General features: G+C 69.7%; 16 protein-coding genes, 2 tRNA genes and 1 pseudogene. 14 read left to right on the top strand and 5 right to left on the bottom strand.

Going from position 1 to position 19,143, the window contains the following annotated elements:
- Positions 1 to 61 precede the first annotated feature (61 nt).
- The 9 genes from gnd (at position 62) to CU044_RS05310 (ending at position 10,885) form a co-directional block, all read left to right on the top strand.
- Entirely contained in the window at positions 62 to 949 is an 888-nt protein-coding gene (gene gnd, locus CU044_RS05350) for a phosphogluconate dehydrogenase (NAD(+)-dependent, decarboxylating) (protein WP_129767283.1), read from the top strand.
- 31 nt (positions 950 to 980) lie between these two features.
- Positions 981 to 2,189, top strand: a complete 1,209-nt coding sequence (gene recF, locus CU044_RS05345) for a DNA replication/repair protein RecF (RefSeq protein WP_129767282.1) — start codon at positions 981 to 983, stop codon at positions 2,187 to 2,189.
- On the top strand, positions 2,186 to 2,851 hold the full coding sequence (locus CU044_RS05340; protein ID WP_240045367.1) for a DciA family protein: 666 nt from the start codon (positions 2,186 to 2,188) through the stop codon (positions 2,849 to 2,851). The genes recF and CU044_RS05340 overlap by 4 nt, the downstream gene beginning before the upstream one ends.
- A gap of 453 nt (positions 2,852 to 3,304) precedes the next feature.
- The gene (gyrB, locus tag CU044_RS05335) at positions 3,305 to 5,383 is read left to right on the top strand and encodes a DNA topoisomerase (ATP-hydrolyzing) subunit B (RefSeq protein WP_129767281.1); all 2,079 of its coding nucleotides are present in this window, start codon (positions 3,305 to 3,307) and stop codon (positions 5,381 to 5,383) included.
- 51 nt (positions 5,384 to 5,434) lie between these two features.
- Positions 5,435 to 8,101: a DNA gyrase subunit A gene (gene gyrA / locus CU044_RS05330; RefSeq protein WP_129767280.1), complete on the top strand. Its 2,667-nt coding sequence runs from the start codon at positions 5,435 to 5,437 to the stop codon at positions 8,099 to 8,101.
- A gap of 87 nt (positions 8,102 to 8,188) precedes the next feature.
- Positions 8,189 to 8,809: a DUF3566 domain-containing protein gene (locus tag CU044_RS05325; RefSeq protein ID WP_129767279.1), complete on the top strand. Its 621-nt coding sequence runs from the start codon at positions 8,189 to 8,191 to the stop codon at positions 8,807 to 8,809.
- Positions 8,810 to 8,867: 58 nt separating this feature from the next.
- Positions 8,868 to 8,941: transfer RNA gene (locus tag CU044_RS05320), tRNA-Ile, on the top strand.
- 172 nt (positions 8,942 to 9,113) lie between these two features.
- Positions 9,114 to 9,248 carry a DLW-39 family protein gene (locus CU044_RS39345; RefSeq protein WP_211266759.1) on the top strand — a complete coding sequence of 45 codons (135 nt, stop codon included), beginning with the start codon at positions 9,114 to 9,116 and terminating at the stop codon, positions 9,246 to 9,248.
- Between the two features lie 320 nt (positions 9,249 to 9,568).
- Positions 9,569 to 10,885 (top strand): hypothetical protein, encoded by a 1,317-nt coding sequence (locus CU044_RS05310; protein ID WP_129767277.1) that lies wholly within the window; start codon positions 9,569 to 9,571, stop codon positions 10,883 to 10,885.
- 12 nt (positions 10,886 to 10,897) lie between these two features.
- Here the strand turns inward: CU044_RS05310 and CU044_RS05305 are convergent, their stop codons facing one another.
- The gene (locus CU044_RS05305) at positions 10,898 to 12,457 is read right to left on the bottom strand and encodes a serine/threonine-protein kinase (RefSeq protein WP_129767276.1); all 1,560 of its coding nucleotides are present in this window, start codon (positions 12,455 to 12,457) and stop codon (positions 10,898 to 10,900) included.
- A 34-nt stretch (positions 12,458 to 12,491) separates the two neighbouring features.
- Complete coding sequence (locus CU044_RS05300; RefSeq protein WP_030354386.1) at positions 12,492 to 13,040, bottom strand: transcriptional regulator; 549 nt, start codon at positions 13,038 to 13,040, stop codon at positions 12,492 to 12,494.
- 185 nt (positions 13,041 to 13,225) lie between these two features.
- On the opposite strand from CU044_RS05300, the gene CU044_RS05295 reads away from it, so the two are divergent.
- Positions 13,226 to 13,298, top strand: a tRNA-Ala gene (locus tag CU044_RS05295).
- Positions 13,299 to 13,443: 145 nt separating this feature from the next.
- Here CU044_RS05295 and CU044_RS38385 read toward each other — a convergent pair.
- Positions 13,444 to 14,301: a hypothetical protein gene (locus CU044_RS38385; RefSeq protein ID WP_165371790.1), complete on the bottom strand. Its 858-nt coding sequence runs from the start codon at positions 14,299 to 14,301 to the stop codon at positions 13,444 to 13,446.
- A 270-nt stretch (positions 14,302 to 14,571) separates the two neighbouring features.
- On the opposite strand from CU044_RS38385, the gene CU044_RS38380 reads away from it, so the two are divergent.
- The gene (locus tag CU044_RS38380; RefSeq protein WP_165371789.1) at positions 14,572 to 14,976 is read left to right on the top strand and encodes a BlaI/MecI/CopY family transcriptional regulator; all 405 of its coding nucleotides are present in this window, start codon (positions 14,572 to 14,574) and stop codon (positions 14,974 to 14,976) included.
- Positions 14,977 to 14,980: 4 nt separating this feature from the next.
- Positions 14,981 to 15,910 carry a M56 family metallopeptidase gene (locus CU044_RS05285; protein ID WP_129767274.1) on the top strand — a complete coding sequence of 310 codons (930 nt, stop codon included), beginning with the start codon at positions 14,981 to 14,983 and terminating at the stop codon, positions 15,908 to 15,910.
- Positions 15,911 to 16,051: 141 nt separating this feature from the next.
- Here the strand turns inward: CU044_RS05285 and CU044_RS05280 are convergent, their stop codons facing one another.
- Positions 16,052 to 17,137: a sporulation protein gene (locus CU044_RS05280; RefSeq protein ID WP_165371801.1), complete on the bottom strand. Its 1,086-nt coding sequence runs from the start codon at positions 17,135 to 17,137 to the stop codon at positions 16,052 to 16,054.
- Positions 17,138 to 17,230: 93 nt separating this feature from the next.
- Positions 17,231 to 17,452, bottom strand: coding sequence for a hypothetical protein (locus tag CU044_RS05275; RefSeq protein WP_129767272.1), 222 nt, complete (start codon positions 17,450 to 17,452; stop codon positions 17,231 to 17,233).
- Positions 17,453 to 17,756: 304 nt separating this feature from the next.
- Here CU044_RS05275 and CU044_RS05270 point away from each other — a divergent pair, with 304 nt between their 5' ends.
- Entirely contained in the window at positions 17,757 to 18,887 is a 1,131-nt protein-coding gene (locus tag CU044_RS05270) for a PP2C family protein-serine/threonine phosphatase (RefSeq protein ID WP_129767271.1), read from the top strand.
- A gap of 160 nt (positions 18,888 to 19,047) precedes the next feature.
- Positions 19,048 to 19,143 (top strand): annotated as a pseudogene (locus CU044_RS05265) (response regulator transcription factor); the annotation flags it as partial.

The raw sequence follows: 19,143 nt of genomic DNA, 5'->3' as shown, positions 1-19,143 counted from the left end.
GTAGGCTCGGATCCGGGTACAAACCCGGGTACGAATCGCCTCAACGCTTAAGGAACACCTGATGGAGCTCGGTCTCGTCGGTCTCGGCAAGATGGGCGGCAACATGCGCGAGCGTATCCGCCGCGCAGGCCACACCGTCATCGGATATGACCGCAATCCGGACCTCGCCGATGTCCACAGCCTCCAGGAGCTGGTCAGCAAGCTCAAGGGTCCGCGAGTGGTGTGGGTGATGGTTCCGGCCGGTGCCGCGACGCAGGCCACGATCGACGAGCTGGCCGAGCTGCTGTCGCCCGGCGACGTGGTGGTGGACGGCGGGAACTCCCGCTGGACGGACGACGAGAAGCACGCGGTCGAGCTGGGCATCAAGGGCATCGGCTTCGTCGACTGCGGTGTCTCCGGCGGCGTCTGGGGCCTGGACAACGGCTACGCGCTGATGTACGGCGGCACCCCGGAGAACGTGGCGAAGGTCGAGCCGGTCTTCGACGCGCTCAAGCCCGAGGGCAACTTCGGTTCCGTGCACGCCGGCAAGGTCGGCGCGGGCCATTTCGCCAAGATGGTCCACAACGGCATCGAGTACGCCATGATGCAGGCCTATGCCGAGGGCTGGGAGCTGCTGGAGAGCGTCGACTCGGTCACCGATGTCCGTGAGGTCTTCCGCTCATGGCAGGAGGGCACGGTCATCCGTTCCTGGCTGCTGGACCTGGCGGTCAACGCCCTGGACGCGGATGAGCACCTGGAGCAGCTGAAGGGCTACGCGGAGGACTCCGGCGAGGGCCGGTGGACGGTCGAGGCGGCCATCAACCACGCGGTGCCGCTGCCCGCGATCACCGCGTCGCTGTTCGCGCGGTTCGCGTCCCGGCAGGACGACTCGCCGCAGATGAAGATGGTCTCGGCGCTGCGCAATCAGTTCGGCGGCCACGCGGTCGAGACGAACAAGCCGAAGAAGTAGAGCCCTGAGCCGGGGAGGCCCGCGTACATCCATGCACGTCACGCATCTGTCGCTGGCCGACTTCCGGTCCTACGCCCGGGTCGAGGTACCGCTCGATCCGGGCGTCACCGCCTTCGTGGGGGCGAACGGGCAGGGGAAGACCAATCTGGTCGAGGCGGTCGGCTATCTCGCGACCCTCGGCAGTCACCGGGTGTCGTCGGATGCCCCGCTGGTACGGATGGGCGCGGACCGTGCGGTGATCCGGGCCGCGGTCACCCAGGGCGAGCGTTCTCAGCTGGTGGAGCTGGAGCTGAATCCCGGCCGCGCGAACAGGGCCCGTATCAACCGGTCTTCGCAGGTCAGGCCGCGTGATGTGCTGGGGATCGTACGTACGGTGCTGTTCGCGCCGGAGGATCTCGCGCTGGTGAAGGGCGATCCGGGTGAGCGGCGCAGGTTCCTCGACGAGCTGATCACGGCGCGCTCGCCCCGGATGGCCGGGGTGCGGTCGGACTACGACCGGGTGCTCAGGCAGCGCAACACGCTGCTGAAGTCGGCGGCGATGGCGCGGCGGCACGGCGGGCGCGGCATGGATCTGTCGACGCTGGACGTGTGGGACCAGCATCTGGCGCGCGCGGGGGCCGAGTTGCTGGCACAGCGGGTCGATCTGATCGCGACGCTCCAGCCGCTGGCGGACAAGGCATATGAGCAACTGGCGCCGGGGGGCGGTCCGGTGGCGCTGGAGTACCGTTCCTCCGCCGGTGATCCCGGTGATCCCGGTGATCCGGGGGCGCCCGGCGCCTCCGGCGATGACGCTTCCGGGCCCGGGGCCGCCGACGGGCTCGTCGCCCCGGGGGTGACGTCGCGCGATGAGCTGTACGCGCATCTGCTGGCGGCCCTGGCGGGGGTGCGCAAGCAGGAGATCGAGCGGGGGGTGACGCTGGTCGGCCCGCACCGCGACGACCTGGTGCTGAAGCTGGGCCGGCTGCCCGCGAAGGGATACGCCAGCCACGGCGAGTGCTGGTCCTTCGCGCTCGCGCTGCGGCTGGCCTCGTACGATCTGCTGCGCGCCGAGGGCAATGAGCCGGTGCTGGTGCTGGACGACGTGTTCGCGGAGCTGGACGCGCGGCGGCGGGAGCGGCTCGCGGAGCTGGTGCTTCCGGGGGAGCAGGTGCTGGTGACGGCGGCCGTGGACGACGATGTGCCGGGGGTGCTGGCCGGGGCGCGGTTCGCGGTGGCCGACGGTGCGGTGGAGCGCGTATGAGCACCTCCCGCAGGCCGTCCGGGCCGAGCGGCGCGGCCGGGCCGTCCGGGGCCGACGGATCCAGGGGGCCCGCCGAGCTGCCGGGCTCCGGCCCGGTCTCCGCTGCCCCCGGAGTCTCCGGTGGTCCCGGAGCGCCGGGTGCGCCGTCGCCCGCGGAGTCGTCGGGGGTGGATCTGGCGCGGGTCGCGCTGCGCGCGGCGAAGGAGCAGGCACGGGCGCGGGGCGCCGCCGTACAGCAGAAGAAGCAGGCGAGGCGTGGCGGCGGGCTGCGTTCGGGCGCACGCGCGGACGGCCGTGATCCGCTGCCGCTGGGTGCGGCGATCAACCGGCTGATCACGGAGCGGGGCTGGGAGACGCCGGCCGCCGTGGGCGGGGTCATGGGCCGGTGGCCGCAGATCGTCGGCGAGGACGTGGCGAAGCACTGTGTGCCGCAGCGGTACGACGACGGCAATGACGAGCGGGTGCTGACGGTGCAGTGCGACTCGACGGCCTGGGCGACTCAGCTGCGGCTGCTGGCGCCGCGACTGGTGGCGCGGCTGAACGAGGACCTGGGGCATGGCACCGTACGGATGATCAAGGTGCTGGGCCCGGGTGGTCCGCCGCAGCGGTTCGGCCGGCTGCGGGCGCCGGGCAGCAAGGGCCCGGGTGACACGTACGGCTGATGGCGCCGGTTCCGTCTTGACAGCTGGAAGAAGGCTCTGACCAGGTCTTTCGGCTTCGACGGGACGCGGCTGCCGACCGCCGTCCGCTCCGTGGCGGCGGGTCGGGCGTGCCCTCGCGCGGCCCGCCGCGGGCCGGTCGTCCGGCTGCCGCGGCCCTCTCTCCGACTCCGGGATGTCCTGGTGGGACGCCTGTGGAGACTGAGGTGTCCCTCACCGTAGTGGGAGGTTGACAGGCCGAAGCGCTCAATGCCGGTGTGAGCCTCTTGGAGCCCCTTCCCGAATATGGGGAGTCGGTGGGCGCTCATTCAGGGCGGCACATGCGGACTCAGGTACCGGCAAACCCCCATTCGGGTCGGCGCTACCGGTAGACTGGTGGAAAATCCCGCTCTGCTTGCGGGACCCGTCGATACAAGCCGAACGACGCAGCCGCTCCCGCTCGCCGGAGAACGGCCTGTGCTGTGCCAGAAAGGGCGCTTCGTGGCCGATTCCGGCAACCCCAATGAGAAGACTCCGTCCACCGCCACTGGAGAGAACGGCGAGGTCACCGCTTCGTACGATGCCAGTGCCATCACCGTGCTCGAGGGCTTGGACGCGGTCCGCAAGCGGCCCGGTATGTACATCGGCTCCACCGGTGAACGTGGGCTGCATCACTTGGTGTACGAGGTCGTCGACAACTCCGTCGACGAGGCCCTGGCCGGCCACGCGGACACCATCGACGTGACGATCCTGGCCGACGGCGGGGTGCGCGTGGTCGACAACGGCCGCGGTATCCCGGTGGGCATCGTTCCGTCCGAGAACAAGCCGGCCGTCGAGGTCGTGATGACGGTGCTGCACGCGGGCGGCAAGTTCGGCGGCGGCGGTTACGCCGTCTCCGGCGGTCTGCACGGCGTGGGCGTCTCCGTCGTCAACGCGCTCTCGACGAAGGTCTCGGTCGAGGTCAAGACCGACGGCTACCGCTGGACGCAGGACTACAAGCTCGGTGTGCCGACGGCTCCGCTGGTCCGTAACGAGGAGACCTCGGACTCCGGTACGACGGTGACGTTCTGGGCCGACCCGGACATCTTCGAGACGACGGTCTACTCCTTCGAGACGCTGTCGCGGCGTTTTCAGGAGATGGCCTTCCTCAACAAGGGTCTGACGCTGACGCTGACCGACGAGCGCGAGTCGGCCAAGGCCGTCGTGGGCGCCGATGTCGCGGGCACGGACGCGACGGAGGGCACGAGCGAGGAGCCCGTCCGTACGGTCACGTACTTCTACGAGGGCGGCATCGTCGACTTCGTGAAGTACCTGAACTCGCGCAAGGGCGAGCTGATCCATCCGACGGTCATCGACATCGAGGCCGAGGACAAGGAGCGGCTGCTCTCGGTCGAGATCGCGATGCAGTGGAACGCGCAGTACAGCGAGGGTGTGTACTCGTTCGCGAACACGATCCACACGCATGAGGGCGGTACGCACGAGGAGGGCTTCCGCGCGGCGATGACCGGTCTGGTCAACCGCTACGCGCGCGAGAAGAAGTTCCTGCGCGAGAAGGACGACAACCTGGCGGGCGAGGACATCCGCGAGGGTCTGACCGCGATCATCTCGGTGAAGCTGGGCGAGCCGCAGTTCGAGGGCCAGACGAAGACGAAGCTCGGCAACACCGAGGCGAAGACCTTCGTCCAGAAGATCGTGCACGAGCACCTCACGGACTGGTTCGACCGCAACCCGAACGAGGCGGCGGACATCATCCGCAAGTCGATCCAGGCCGCCACGGCCCGGGTCGCCGCCCGTAAGGCGCGGGACCTCACCCGGCGCAAGGGTCTGCTGGAGAGCGCGTCGCTGCCGGGCAAGCTGAGCGACTGCCAGTCGAACGACCCGTCGAAGTGCGAGATCTTCATCGTCGAGGGTGACTCCGCCGGTGGTTCCGCGAAGTCGGGCCGTAACCCGATGTACCAGGCGATCCTGCCGATCCGGGGCAAGATCCTGAACGTCGAGAAGGCGCGGATCGACAAGATCCTCCAGAACACCGAGGTGCAGGCGCTGATCTCGGCGTTCGGCACCGGTGTGCACGAGGACTTCGACATCGAGAAGCTCCGCTATCACAAGATCATCCTGATGGCGGACGCCGACGTCGACGGCCAGCACATCAACACCCTGCTGCTGACGTTCCTCTTCCGCTTCATGCGCCCCCTGGTCGAGGCCGGGCACGTCTATCTGTCGCGTCCGCCGCTCTACAAGATCAAGTGGGGCCGGGACGACTTCGAGTACGCCTACTCCGACCGGGAGCGCGACGCCCTGGTGGAGCTGGGCAAGCAGAACGGCAAGCGCATCCGCGAGGACTCGATCCAGCGCTTCAAGGGCCTGGGCGAGATGAACGCCGAGGAACTGCGGGTCACCACGATGGACATCGACCACCGGGTGCTCGGCCAGGTCACGCTGGACGACGCGGCCCAGGCCGACGATCTGTTCTCGGTGCTGATGGGCGAGGACGTCGAGGCGCGGCGGTCGTTCATCCAGCGCAATGCCAAGGACGTCCGCTTCCTCGACATCTGAGTCGGTCTCAGCTGACGGATTCGACAAGGCCGAAAGGAACACTGACCAGCAATGGCCGACGAGAACACCCCTGACACCCCTGATATCCCCGAGAGCTCCGGCGCGCCCGGCACCCCTGGTACCCCTGTGGTGCAGGAGGCCGTCGAGACGGTCGAGGGTCTCGCGATGCGCGTAGAGCCGGTCGGGCTCGAAACGGAGATGCAGCGCTCGTATCTCGACTACGCGATGTCCGTCATCGTGTCGCGCGCGCTGCCGGACGTACGGGACGGCCTCAAGCCCGTCCACCGGCGCGTGCTCTACGCGATGTACGACGGCGGCTACCGGCCCGAGAAGGGCTTCTACAAGTGCGCCCGCGTCGTCGGTGACGTCATGGGTACGTACCACCCGCACGGCGACTCCTCGATCTATGACGCGCTGGTCCGGCTTGCGCAGCCGTGGTCGATGCGGATGCCGCTGGTGGACTCCAACGGCAACTTCGGTTCTCCGGGCAACGACCCGGCCGCGGCGATGCGGTACACCGAGTGCAAGATGATGCCGCTGTCGATGGAGATGCTCCGGGACATCGACGAGGAGACCGTCGACTTCACGGACAACTACGACGGCCGTAACCAGGAGCCGACGGTTCTGCCGGCGCGGTTCCCGAATCTGCTGATCAACGGCTCCGCCGGGATCGCCGTCGGTATGGCCACGAACATCCCGCCGCACAATCTGCGCGAGGTGGCGGCCGGCGCGATGTGGGCGCTGGAGCACCCCGAGGCCAGCCACGAGGAGCTGCTCGACGCGCTGATCGAGCGGATCAAGGGCCCGGACTTCCCGACCGGTGCGCTGGTCGTGGGGCGCAAGGGCATCGAGGAGGCCTACCGCACGGGCCGCGGCTCGATCACGATGCGCGCGGTGGTCGAGGTCGAGGAGATCCAGAACCGCCAGTGCCTGGTGGTCACGGAGCTGCCGTACCAGACCAACCCGGACAATCTCGCTCAGAAGATTGCCGACCTGGTCAAGGACGGCAAGATCGGCGGCATCGCGGATGTCCGCGACGAGACGTCCTCGCGTACGGGCCAGCGCCTGGTCGTCGTCCTGAAGCGGGACGCGGTCGCCAAGGTCGTCCTGAACAACCTGTACAAGCACACCGATCTGCAGAGCAACTTCAGCGCGAACATGCTGGCGCTGGTGGACGGCGTGCCGCGTACGCTCTCGCTGGACGCGTTCATCCGGCACTGGGTGACGCACCAGATCGAGGTCATCGTCCGGCGTACGAGGTTCCGGCTGCGCAAGGCCGAGGAGCGGGCGCACATCCTGCGCGGTCTGCTCAAGGCGCTCGACGCGATCGACGAGGTCATCGCGCTGATCCGGCGCAGTGACACGGTCGAGATCGCGCGTGAGGGCCTGATGGGGCTGCTCACGATCGACGAGATCCAGGCGAACGCGATCCTGGAGATGCAGCTGCGCCGCCTGGCGGCCCTGGAGCGGCAGAAGATCGTCGCGGAACACGACGAGCTCCAGCAGAAGATCAACGAGTACAACGCGATCCTGGCCTCGCCGGAGAAGCAGCGCCAGATCGTCCATGACGAACTGGCCGTCATCGTCGACAAGTTCGGCGACGACCGGCGTTCGAAGCTGGTGCCCTTCGACGGCGACATGTCCATGGAGGACCTGATCGCCGAGGAGGACATCGTCGTCACGATCACGCGTGGCGGCTATGTGAAGCGGACGAAGACGGACGACTACCGCTCGCAGAAGCGGGGCGGCAAGGGCGTACGCGGTACGAAGCTGAAGGAAGACGACATCGTCGACCACTTCTTCGTCTCGACGACCCACCACTGGCTGCTGTTCTTCACGAACAAGGGCCGGGTCTACCGGGCGAAGGCCTACGAGCTGCCGGACGCCGGGCGCGACGCGCGGGGTCAGCATGTGGCCAATCTGCTCGCCTTCCAGCCGGACGAGCAGATCGCCGAGATCCTGGCGATCCGTGACTACGAGGCCGTGCCGTATCTGGTGCTGGCCACGAAGGCGGGTCTGGTGAAGAAGACCCCGCTCAAGGACTACGACTCACCCCGCTCGGGCGGTGTCATCGCGATCAACCTCCGGGAGACGGACGACGGCGCGGACGACGAGCTGATCGGCGCGGAGCTGGTGTCGGCGGAGGACGATCTGCTGCTCATCAGCCGGAAGGCGCAGTCGATCCGGTTCACGGCGACGGACGACGCGCTGCGGCCTATGGGGCGCGCCACCTCAGGCGTGAAGGGCATGAGTTTCCGCGAGGGCGACGAACTGCTCTCGATGAATGTCGTCAGGCCCGGTACTTTCGTCTTCACTGCTACAGATGGCGGATACGCGAAGCGGACCGCCGTCGACGAGTATCGCGTCCAGGGTCGTGGCGGTCTGGGTATCAAGGCCGCCAAGATTGTGGAGGATCGGGGTTCTCTCGTCGGTGCGTTGGTGGTGGAGGAAACGGATGAGATCCTTGCCATCACTCTCGGCGGCGGTGTGATTCGCACGCGAGTCAACGAAGTCAGGGAGACCGGCCGTGACACGATGGGTGTCCAACTGATCAACCTGGGCAAGCGGGATGCCGTCGTCGGTATCGCGCGCAACGCCGAGGCGGGACGTGAAGCCGAAGAGGTCGACGGGACGGATGACCCGGGGACCGAAGAGGCTGGTACGGCCGAGGTCGTCGCCGAGGGCACTCAGCCCTCGGCCGGGGAGCACGAGGAGTAGAGCGTGAGTGGAGCCACGGGCGCCGGATCGGCCGCTTCCGGAGCGAACGGTGCCCGTGGCCCTGCCACGGACTCCCAGGGGGTAACGGTGACCGACACCCGGGGGCAGAAGCCCCCTTACGAGACGTACGGCCCCGAGCAGCCGCAGCCGGGTGCTCAGCCGTACCACCCGCCGCAGGCGTATCCGTCGCCACAGGGCGGCGGGCCGAGTCAGGGCGGACAGCAGATCCAGCAAGGGGCTCCCGTGACATCTGCCGTTTCCGGTGGGACCGGTCCTTCGCCGGCTTCCTCCGCTTCCGCGGTGCGCCGGCCGCGGACGGGCGCGCGGACGACTCCGCGTACCCGCAAGGCGCGACTGCGGGTGGCGAAGGCCGATCCGTGGTCGGTGATGAAGGTCAGTTTCCTGCTCTCCATCGCGCTGGGTCTGTGCACCATCGTCGCGGCCGCCGTGCTGTGGATGGTCATGGACGCGATGGGCGTCTTCTCCACGGTGGGCGGGACGATCAGTGAGGCCACGGGCTCGAACGAGAGCAACGGCTTCGACCTTCAGTCGTTCCTGTCGCTGCCGCGAGTGATCATCTTCACGTCGGTCATCGCGGTGATCGACGTGGTGCTCGCGACGGCGCTGGCGACGCTGGGCGCCTTCATCTACAACCTGTCCGCGGGCTTTGTGGGCGGTGTTGAGCTCACGCTCGCCGAGGACGAGTGAGGGCCGGGTATCGATTTTGGGGCTGGCCCTGAAGTGCGCTAATCTTCAGGGGCAGCGCGGGGCTATAGCTCAGTTGGTTAGAGCGCATCCCTGATAAGGATGAGGCCACAGGTTCAAATCCTGTTAGCCCCACCGCGACAATCGGCTCGTACGGATCGCTCCGTACGAGCCGATTGCTTTTCGCGATTCTTCCTATGGGTGGCGGCCCCGCCTCGCGTTGCGGGCAGGTCACCGATCGGTATCGGTCGGTGTGTATAGTCGGGCGCCAGAAGTCCCCTACGTCAAGGAAAGACGAGGTCGCGCGGTGAAGAAGCTTCTCTTGGTCGCACTGGCCGCCATCGGCGGGCTCCTCGTGTACCGCCAGATCCAGGCGGACCGCGCCGAGCAGGATCTGTGGACGGAGGAGACCGACTCCGTGCCCGCAGGTTCGGGTGTGTGAGACGCAGTAGTCCTGATACGAGCCCCGGCCGCCGAGCGGTCGGGGCTCTGTGCTGTCCGGGCTCGGTGCTGTCCCGCTCTGTGTCGCCCGGCTCCGTGCGGTCCGGCTCGGTACTGTCCGGACTCGTGCGGGCCGGCTCCGTGCGCCCACCGGAAGGGTTCACTTACGTGAATCTTTGACTTGCTTACGCAAAGAATGGGTGGGTGGACCGGGAGTGATCCGGCTGACCGTGCGGACCCCGCAGACAGCGGTGGGAGCCCCGGGGCAGGATGGACCGACCGGACGGGGGCCAGGCGGGCCGAGAGGGCGAGGGGAAGCGCGTGAAGTGGCAGCGCAGCAGGGGGCGGGCGGCGTCGGCCAGGACGGCGGCGGTGGGCGCGGCGGTGTGCGTGCTGGCGGCGCTGCCGGGCCAGGCCAGAGCGGACGGTGAGCCGAGCCCGTACGTCTTCGATCCCGGCGCGAAGCGGATCAGCGGAGCGGCGACCACGAGCGGGGCCGAACAGCTTGACGCCGACGGCACTTACCGCGATTCGATCGAGCCGGGCGGCACGCTCATCTACCGGCTGAACCTCGACGCGCGGACGAACGCCTATGTCTCGGCCGTCGCCGTGCCCGGGGCGGCGTCGACGGTCGCCTACGGAGACAAGATCAAGATCTCGGTGCAGAACAGCCGGGGCAGCGACTGCAGTTCCAACGACGCGCAGTTCGGCACGGCGAGCAAATACCCCCGGCCGCTCGCGGCCTATGCCTACCGGCTGGTCGAAAAGGGGGCGTACTCCTGCCAGGAGGCAGGTCCGTACTACGTCGTCATCGAGCGGACCGGCGAGGACACCTCCACCCCCGAGCCGTGGGAGCTGGAGATCCGCCATGTCTCGGAGCCGGAGCTCACGAGCCCCGGTCCGTCGGAGGCGCCCTCGGGGTGGCCCAGCGCCTCGCCGGACCCGGTCGGCGGCGAGTCTCGGGCGCGGGCGGGCGGTACGGGCTTCTACGACGCGGCGGAGCTGGGGAAGGGCGAGTGGACGGCGGAGATCGAGCCGGGCGCCTCGCTCTTCTACCGGGTGCCGGTGGACTGGGGGCAGCAGATCTTCGCCGGCGCGGACCTGGGCAGCGCGGCGGGATCGGGGGCGGGGTCGGGGTTTGTGAGCGGCGCGTTCTCCATGGCCCTCTACAACCCGGCGCGAGGGCTCATCGACACCAGCAACTCGCTCTCGTACAACGGGAAGCAGAAGACGACGGCTCTCGACGCGCTGCCCCCGGTGGCGTATGAGAACCGCTTCGGCTCGCGGACCGGTGACAAGGAGATGAGGTTCGCGGGCTGGTACTACCTGCGCGTCAGCCTCAGCCCGGAGGTGGGCCAGGAGTTCGGCCCGGGGCCGTACGGGCTGACGCTGCGGGTCGACGTCACGGGCGACCCGAAGGGCGCTCCGGCGTACGCGGGGCCCGCCGGCGACTTCAGCGTGGGCCCGGACGACCGGCAGGCGGCGACGGGCGACGACACGACCCGAACCGCCGCGGCGGACAACGGCACGATGACGCTGGTCGCGGCGGGCGGGATCGGCACGGGCACCGTGCTGGTGGTGGGCCTGGGGGTGTGGACGCTGCTCGCGCGGCGGCGCGCGGCACCGGGACCCGGCTGAGGGTCCGGGCCTTCAGTTCCGGATCTGGGTGAGGGCCCAGATGCCCACGGCGAAACAGGCCAGCGCCAGCAGCAGGACCGGGACCGTCACCTTCGGGGGCGGTCCCGGGCGTTTGCCGGGGCCGTGGTGGGCCGGTGTCCGCGGAGGGGGAACCGCGGGCACGGGCTGCTGAAAGGGGATCTGCGGGCTCTGAGCGGTGTAGGGGCGGGTGTGGGGCTGCTCTTCGTGCCGGACCGCCGCCGTCTCCGCCTGGGAGAGGTCGGGCGGGGTGCCGTAGCCGTAGTGAGGGGGCATGTGCTGCGCCGGGTACGGCGGGACGTAGGCCTGTTGCGGGGAGGGCTGAGGCTGCGGGGGGTGCTGAGCCTGCTGGGGGTGCGGGGTCTGCTGGGACACGTGGTCCCGGCCGGGCGGTGGGGGGAGATGGAAGCTGCCGGTCTCCGACATGGAGGCGGGCCCTGGCGCCGGAGTGGGGGACGGCGCGGGTGGGGGCGTGACGGGCGGCGGGGTGACGGATGACGCGGCCGTCGCCGGTCCGGCAGGCGGCCGAGCCCCGCGCGGATCGGTGTACGGGCCGCCGGTGGCGTCGGTGTACGGAGCGCCGGTGTGGCCGCCGGTGTGACCGCCGGTGTGGGGATCCGTGGCGGGACCGGCGAGGCTTACGGGACCGGCGGGACTTACGGGGCCGACGCGGCCTTCGGGGCCTTCGGGACCGAACGCCGAGGGGAGCGGACCGATCTGGTCGAAGACCTCGACGATCTCGTCGTCGATGTCGGGTTCGGGCAGCAGCTCCGCGGCCGTTGTCAGCGCCTTGCGGGCGCCCGTGGCCGTACGGAACCTCGCGTGCGGGTCGGGCTGCAGCAGGCCCGCCAGGACCTGCCACAGCGGCTCGGGGATGCCCTGGGGCGCCCCGGGGGTGCCGTGCGCGGCGAAATGCTCGACCAGGGCCTTGGCGTCCGGCTTCTGACCCTGGAGCAGATAGAGCGCGACGAGACCGACCGCGAAGAGATCGGCGGGGAAATCCGGCTCGGCGCCCATCATCTGCTCGGGCGCGAAGTAACCGGGCGTGCCCACCACGTAGTTGGTCTCCGTCAGGCGCGGCTCGCCCTTGCGCATGGAGATGCCGAAGTCGGACAGCCGCAGATGCGGCCTGCCCGTTCCGGTGGCCTCCAGCAGGACGTTGGCCGGTTTGATGTCGCGGTGCACGACCCCCTCCGCGTGCACCGCGGCCAGACCTGCCAGCAACTGGTCGAGCAGGGTGCAGACGAAGCGCGGCGGCAGCGGCCCGTAGTCGCCGATGAGATGCGCCAGCGAGCCGCCGCTCACCAGATCCATGGTGAACAGGACCTTGTCGTCGTCCGCGGCCCAGCTGGCAGGGGCGAGGACATGCGGGTGATCGATCCGGAGCGCCTGCTCCCGTACGAAGCGCAGCAGGGTGTGCGCGTCGCTCTGCTGGAGGACCTTCGCCGCCACATAGCGCCGGCGCCGGTGGTCCCAGGCGCGCCAGACGGCGCCGACACCACCGCGTCCGATCGGGTCGATCAGCTCGTACCGTCCCGCGAAGACCTCACCCATGCGCCGCGCTCGCTCCCCGTCGTCCCGTACGCCGTCAGCTCTGATGCGCCTCGTAGTGGGCGACCGCCTCCGCGGTGCGCCCGGCGCCGTAGACCCTGAGGAACTCTGCCAGTTCGGGCTGGGTCGGTGCGAGGGAGTCCGCGGCATCGATGATGTCGCCGGCCGCCGCGACCGAGCGCAGCAGGGACTGGATCTCGCGGACCACCCGGCGCACGGTCGGCGCGCCCGAACTGTTCGTCGTCTGGCTCGTACCGGTGAGGACGGAGCCGCCCTGCGACTTCTTGATCTCCTCCATCCGGTCCGTGGCCTCCCCGGCGCTGACGCTTCCGTCGGCCACCTGCCCCGCCAGATCCTGGAGGGCCTGGACCCGCTGGACCACGGCCGGGTTGCCGATCTTCGCGCGTTGACCGCTCATCAGCTGGGAGAGCATCGGCGCGGAGAGTCCGAGGACCGCCGCGAGCCGGGCCTGGTTCAGGCCCAGGTCATCTATGAGACGACGGAAGAGCGCCCCCAACGGCTCTCCGTACCAGCTCCGCTGAAGTTCTCTGGCTCTGGCAGTCGATTCCTGCTGTGCGGCGTCCATGCGCGTCTCCCCATCGCTTCCCCAATGCGGCAGCTTCGCTGCTGCGAACCTCGTGGGGCATCTTACGGAGCGTGGTCGTGCACGGGGAGTCCCAATCCTTTTGCGGGATCACCCGGTACACCCGGTACCCTGGTCCCGGTGATGGACGAGCGCTCTCGCGCGGCTCGGTCGTACCATCCCGTCGAGGGGCCTTAGCTCAGTTGGTAGAGCGCTGTCTTTGCATGGCAGATGTCAGGGGTTCGACTCCCCTAGGCTCCACTCTTATGGACCCCTTCTGACCTGCGGAAACGTAGGTCAGAAGGGGTCCTTTCTTCTGTTGTGGCGGGCCACCGGTGGGCGGCGGCGGTCGAGTACGGTCGGTTCGGGTGCGGTCGGTTCAGCGGTCAGGCCCGGGCGGCGGGAATCAGCGCTGCGGGACCAGGTTGGCGATCTTCCAGAGCGAGCCCGTGCCGGTCACCTGCGTGGTGTAGGCGTTGCCGTTCCGGTCCAGCTCGAAGGCGAAGAAGTTGAGGCCGCGCACACTGGCGACCTGCGTGCCCACGCCCGTGTCCGGGTTGAGACGCGTGACCTCGTTGCCGACGGCGAAGTAGACCTGGCCGTCCGCCGCCACGGAGATGGACGTGGGCTCGTAGAACTGGGTGGCGACAGTTCTCGTCGCCCCGGTGGTGAGGTCCGTCCGCAGGATCCGGCCGGTGAACATGTCGGCGGTGTAGGCGCCGCCGCGTCCGTCCATCGCGATGCCCTGGGACAGGCCGAGGCCGGACGCGACGACACGCACAGTGCCGCTCTCCTTCACCTCGTACAGCTTGCCGCTGCCACCGGTGGCGTAGAGGGTGGTGCCGCTGTGGGCGATGGCGTGCAGTGCGCCGAGCCCGGAGGCGAGAAGGCGCTGCTGTCCGGTGGCCAGATCGACCACGCGCAGGTTGCCGTCGAAGTCTCCGACGTACGCGCTGCCGGTGCCGTCGAGGGCGATGCCGCGCAGATTGCCCAGGCCCGTGGCGACGGTGGAGCGCGCGCCGGTCACCAGATTCACCGTGCGCAGTTCGCCGTTCTGGTACGTGAGGTAGGCGTTGTCGCCTGTGTCGTACGCGGCGTCGACGGGCTCGCCGAGGCCGGTCACCAGATTCGTGCAGGAGGACGAGGGGCAGGTGACCACGGGTACGGCAGCCGCCGAAGCGGATGTTCCCGCCGAGCCCGCGACGGTCAGCGCTGTCAGGAGTACGGCTGCGGTACGGGTGCGCCAGGAGGCGGCAGAAGTCACGGCGAGTTCTCCCATCGAGTACGGACGGATCCGGCCCGGCCCGCCCCGGATCCGGGTGGGGCCCGGGCCACTTGTGAGTACGGAGCACGGCCCGTATTCGTTCAATGCGCAACAAACTTGGCCGGAACACGCCCCGGGCCGCTCGTGTCCCGCCGTGCTGCCGGACCCCGTGAGCACGCCGGAGGACCGACCGGTGGCCGGGCCGCGACTCAGTACGATGAACCACCCTGCGACGGCGTGCGGGGCACCTGGGCGGGGAGGGAGACGGACGTGGCGGACCAGAACAAGGGCGGTCTGGAGCAGCAGCCGCGTCGGCGCGGCCAGGGCGAGTTGGAGGCGCAGGTGCTCGCCGCGCTGCGCCAGGCCCCGGGGGCGGTCACCGCGGCCTGGGTCCAGGAACGCCTGGGCGGCGACCTCGCCTACACCACGGTGATGACCATCCTGACCCGGCTGCACACCAAGGGCGCGGTCGCCCGCAAGCGGTCGGGCCGGTCGTTCGAGTGGACCGCGGTCGCCGACGAGGCCGGGCTGGCGGCGCTGCGGATGCGCAAGGTCCTGGACGCCGAGACGGACCGGGAGGCGGTCCTGGCCAGCTTCCTGACCGCCCTGACGCCGGGCGACGAACAACTGCTGCGCGACCTGCTGGCCCTGGCACCCGCGGAGGGGGAAGACTGACGCCATGGGGGTCTTCGTCTTCCTGCCGCTGGTCCTGCCCTTGACGGCCTGGCCGATCGCCCGCCTGGCCGAACAGCATCTGCACCCGCGGGCCGCGACCTGGCTCCTGACGGGGGTCGCCGGGGTGCTCGCGGTGTGCAGCACCCTGTGCCTGGCCCTGCTGGTGGTGGTCGGCACCGCCCAACTACCGGGCAATCCGCTGCCGGACGCCTGGTCGGACCCGGAGGTACGCGAAGCCGTGCCCCACGACGAGATCGCGGGCAAGACCGCCATCCCCGCCCTGATCGCCGTGCTCGCCGCGTGCGCGCGGGCGGCGTGGCGACATCAGCGCGTACGCCGCCGAGCGGAGCGTGCCCTTGCGGGGCTGCCGGCCACACAGGTGGCGGTGCTGCCGGATGAGATGCCGTACGCCTACGCGCTGCCCGGAACGCTGGACCGCATCGTGGTCACCACCGGCATGCTGGCCGGGCTGAACGCCGGCGAGCGGCGCGCCCTGTTCGCCCACGAGCGCATCCATCTGGCCCGCCGTCACCACCGGTTCCTGCTCACCGTGCAGCTCGCGGCGCGGGCCAACCCGTTCCTGAGGCCGCTGCGTACCGCCGTCGCCTACAGCGCCGAGCGGTGGGCGGACGAGGAAGCGGCCACCCACATCGGCAGTCGGCGCACCGTGGCACTGGCGATCGGCAAGTCCGCGCTGATCTCCCGGGGCGCGCCGATCGCCACGCTCGCGGGGTTCGCGACCGCGGGCCCGGTGCCGCGTCGGGTCGCCGCCCTGCTCGGCCCGGCGCCTGCCGGGCGCATCTGGCCGCCGGTCTTCACCACGGTGGGCCTGGCCGCCTGGGGAGCCGCCGCGGGCACCACCGTCTCGGCACTGTCCTCGGCGAACTCCGCCGTCACGCTGTTCCTCATCCTGCACGCGGCCACCCCGATATAGCCGGGCCGCCGTGCGGAAGGATCCAGGGGCTTTCGTCTGGACTCCGTACGTGTCGGAGGCGGTCCGGGCCGAAAGGGAAACGGCCCGGACCGCCACTCCTTCTACGGTGATGCAGAAGTTATCCGGGGGGGCGAGGACGTCTCAGCCCTCATCCCCCTCTTCCTCGTCGTCGCCTTCGAAGAAGTCGCCCACCTCGTCGATGACTTCAGCGGCAACCATGCCGCCGACCACGCCGACGGCGAGTCCCGCGGCGCCGGCCGCGATCGCGGTACCCATGCCGGGTCCGGAGCGGTGGCCGCCGTCGTGGTGGTGCTCGCCGTGGCCGTGCTCGTCCTTGTGGGTGTGGCCGCTGTGGGCGGCGTGGGGGGCGCCGTGTCCGTAGTGGCCGTCGTGGTGCGAGCCGCTGTGCCCGTACGAGCCGCTGTGCCCGTACGAGCCGTGGCCGCCGGAGGAGGCGTGGTGCTCGACCAGCCGGCGGATCCAGGAGTCGACTTCGGCGTGCCAGTCGATCTGTTCGACGCCATGGTGGTTGACGGTGAAGCGGGTCACCGCATCGTGGCCCCCGGAGAAGAAGCCGCCGCGCTTGTCGGCCTCCAGGACCACCTCCAGTACGCCCGGGTTCGCCAGGAAGGTCACCTCGATCTCGTTGACCTGGTGCGCGTACCGCGGGGCCGGGGCGAGTTCGATCTCCTGGTAGAAGGGCAGCTGCTGGCCGGTGCCGCCGATGTGCCCGTACTCCAGGTCCGCGGACCTGAAGCCGAAGCCGAGCTGCCCCAGCGCCTCCAGGATCGCTTCCTGGGCGGGCAGCGGGCGCACCGCCAGCGGGTCGAGGTCGCCCTTGTCCTTCGCGCCGGCCACCGCCAGCTCGGTGCGCACCCCGAGGACGATGCCCAGGCTCTGGCCGTGCAGTTCGGTGACCGGGGTCTCCCACGGCAGCGTCACGCTGAAGGGCACGCTGTACAGCTCGCCGGCGGAGAGTCGGAAACTCCCGCCGACACTGAACCGGTCGAAGACAACCGCGCCCTCGGACTCCCCGCCGTCATGCTCCGCCTCGACGCGGGCCACGAGCTCCAGGGTGATGTGCTCGATCGTGAAGTCGGTGTCGCCGCCCTTCAGATGGACCTGCCCGCTCAGGGCGCCGCCGGGCAGTACCGCGCCCGGAGCGAGGACCGTGTCCACCGTGGGCCCGCCCACGCCGAGCGAGCCGAGCAGCCGTTTGAACACCATCGTGGCGTTCACTCCTTCATGTGTACGTGTGGTTCTTCCGTCGCCGCCGGTGGGCCCCGAAGGGGGTGGAGCCCACCAGGGCACGGGCCAGGGTTACTTGGCGGAGGTGTCCAGCGCGGCCAGGGCCTGAGCCCAGCGCGCATACTTCAAGTCGGCCAGATCGGCGACGGTCTTGACGCCGAACGCCTCCTGGAGGAGTTCGCCGTCCCGGTCGGAGACTCCCTTCAGCGCCGCCACCGGCGCGGCGAGGATCTCCGGCAGACTCTTGTCCGTCCACGCCTTGTCCAGCACCTTGTCCAGGTCGATCGAAGCCACGACGGCCCTCCCAGGGAAACGATGGATGATCCGGGCGACGCACTGCTCCGGTGGCCGATGCCCCGCTCGATATGGCGCACGGCACCCTTCCGGCCGACTGCCCGTCGCCCGCGGGGCAGCCGGGAACACCCGGGCAACCCCTCGTGTTTTCTACACGCGTGTAGAAGCATAGGGGTCGGGTGCCCCGCGCAGGCCGCATCCCGGCGGCTCGCCGGGGAACGTCCGAAAAGCGCCCTGGACGGGCAGCGCGGAGAAGGCAGCGGCGTGGGAGGCGGGGCGGGCCGTCGCGACGTAGTTTGGGGTCATGGGCACGACTGGGGCAGCCACGTCGTCGCGCCTCTTGCGCCGGCCGTACGTGAAGCTGGCGGCGGCGCTCGTGTGCCTGGCCGGGCTGCTCGGCTTCGACCTGCTGACGAACCCGAATATCCGGATCGGCGGGCTGATGGTGGCGGTGCCCGCACTCTCGGCGACCTTCCTGGCCCCGGGGCAGGTCCTCTTCGTCGTGCTGCTGACGCTGCTCAGTGTCGCCGTCGCGGCGGTGAACAACGACACCCTGGGCACCGAGGCCTTCCCCATCTCGTTCGCCACCGTGGCGCTGATCAGCGTCGCGTCCGTCGTGACGGCCTCACTGCGGCAACGGCGCGAACGCGAACTCGCCCAGTCGCGCTGGGTCGCCACGGTCATGCAGGACCTGGTGCTGCGACCGCTTCCCCGTCGGCTGGGCCGCTTGTCGATCTCCTCCGTGTACATCGCGGCGGAGGAGGAGGCCAATATCGGCGGCGATGTGTACGCGGCCGCCGTCACACCACGCTCCGTCCGCGTCATGGTCGGTGACGTGCAGGGAAAAGGGCTTGGCGCGGTCGAAGTGGTCGTCTATCTGCTGACGGCCTTCCGGCAGGCGGCCAGGAACGGCACCACGCTGGCGGAGCTGCCCGACTTCCTCGACCGCAGCCTGCGCGACGATCTCGTCGACGTGCGGGCCGCCTCCGGCGAAGCACCGGATTCCGTTTCCCGCCGCCGGGCGCTGGAGGGGTTCGTCACCGCGGTGATCGTGGAGTTCGCAGAGGAGGAGGACGTGGTCCGGATCGCCAACAGGGGCCACCCGCCGCCACTGCTCATCCGCCGGGACGAGGTACTCCCACTCGATCCCATGGAATCCGCACTGCCGCTGGGGCTCGGTGATCTCCGCGCCGCCGAGCAGCACGTGGACACCTATGAGCTGGCCGTCGGTGACCGGCTGCTGCTTTACACCGACGGTGTCATCGAGGCACGCGACGCGGCCGGGCGCTTCTACCCGCTGGCCGACCGGCTGGCCCGGTGGACCGACCGTGACGCGGAGGAGATGCTCGACGCCATACGGTCCGACCTGCTGCGATACGTCGGCGCGCGGCCCACCGACGACGTGGCGATGGTCGCCGTGCAACGCATGGTCTGACCAATGGGCTCTCCGGCGTCGTATGTGGTGAGGATAAGGAATTTCGCATACACCCGCCAAACAACCCATGCGATGAGATGGCGCCGTGAGCCCTGCCATCCGGTCGTGGCCCCCGGCTGTCGACCCGATGCGAACCGGAGAGGTGAGGGAGGGAGAGCACGTGCGCGTACTCGTCGTGGAGGACGAGCCGCTGATGGGGCGGGCTCTGGTGGCGGGGTTGCGCCGCGAGGCGATGGCGGTGGACCTGGTGACCGAT

This window comes from Streptomyces sp. L-9-10 (genome assembly GCF_004151105.1).
Taxonomy (GTDB): domain Bacteria; phylum Actinomycetota; class Actinomycetes; order Streptomycetales; family Streptomycetaceae; genus Streptomyces.
Note: the sequence above shows the minus strand (reverse complement) of the source record. Positions and strands in the feature narration are given on the sequence as shown.

Coding starts and splice junctions, on each gene's coding strand:
- gnd (WP_129767283.1), top strand. CDS start 62: ATGGAGCTCGGTCTCGTCGGTCTCGGCAAGATGGGCGGCAACATGCGC.
- CU044_RS05300 (WP_030354386.1), bottom strand. CDS start 13,040: ATGGACGCCGCACAGCAGGAATCGACTGCCAGAGCCAGAGAACTTCAG.
- CU044_RS05285 (WP_129767274.1), top strand. CDS start 14,981: ATGGGGGTCTTCGTCTTCCTGCCGCTGGTCCTGCCCTTGACGGCCTGG.
- CU044_RS05305 (WP_129767276.1), bottom strand. CDS start 12,457: ATGGGTGAGGTCTTCGCGGGACGGTACGAGCTGATCGACCCGATCGGA.
- CU044_RS05280 (WP_165371801.1), bottom strand. CDS start 17,137: ATGGTGTTCAAACGGCTGCTCGGCTCGCTCGGCGTGGGCGGGCCCACG.
- gyrA (WP_129767280.1), top strand. CDS start 5,435: ATGGCCGACGAGAACACCCCTGACACCCCTGATATCCCCGAGAGCTCC.
- CU044_RS05340 (WP_240045367.1), top strand. CDS start 2,186: ATGAGCACCTCCCGCAGGCCGTCCGGGCCGAGCGGCGCGGCCGGGCCG.
- recF (WP_129767282.1), top strand. CDS start 981: ATGCACGTCACGCATCTGTCGCTGGCCGACTTCCGGTCCTACGCCCGG.
- CU044_RS05270 (WP_129767271.1), top strand. CDS start 17,757: ATGGGCACGACTGGGGCAGCCACGTCGTCGCGCCTCTTGCGCCGGCCG.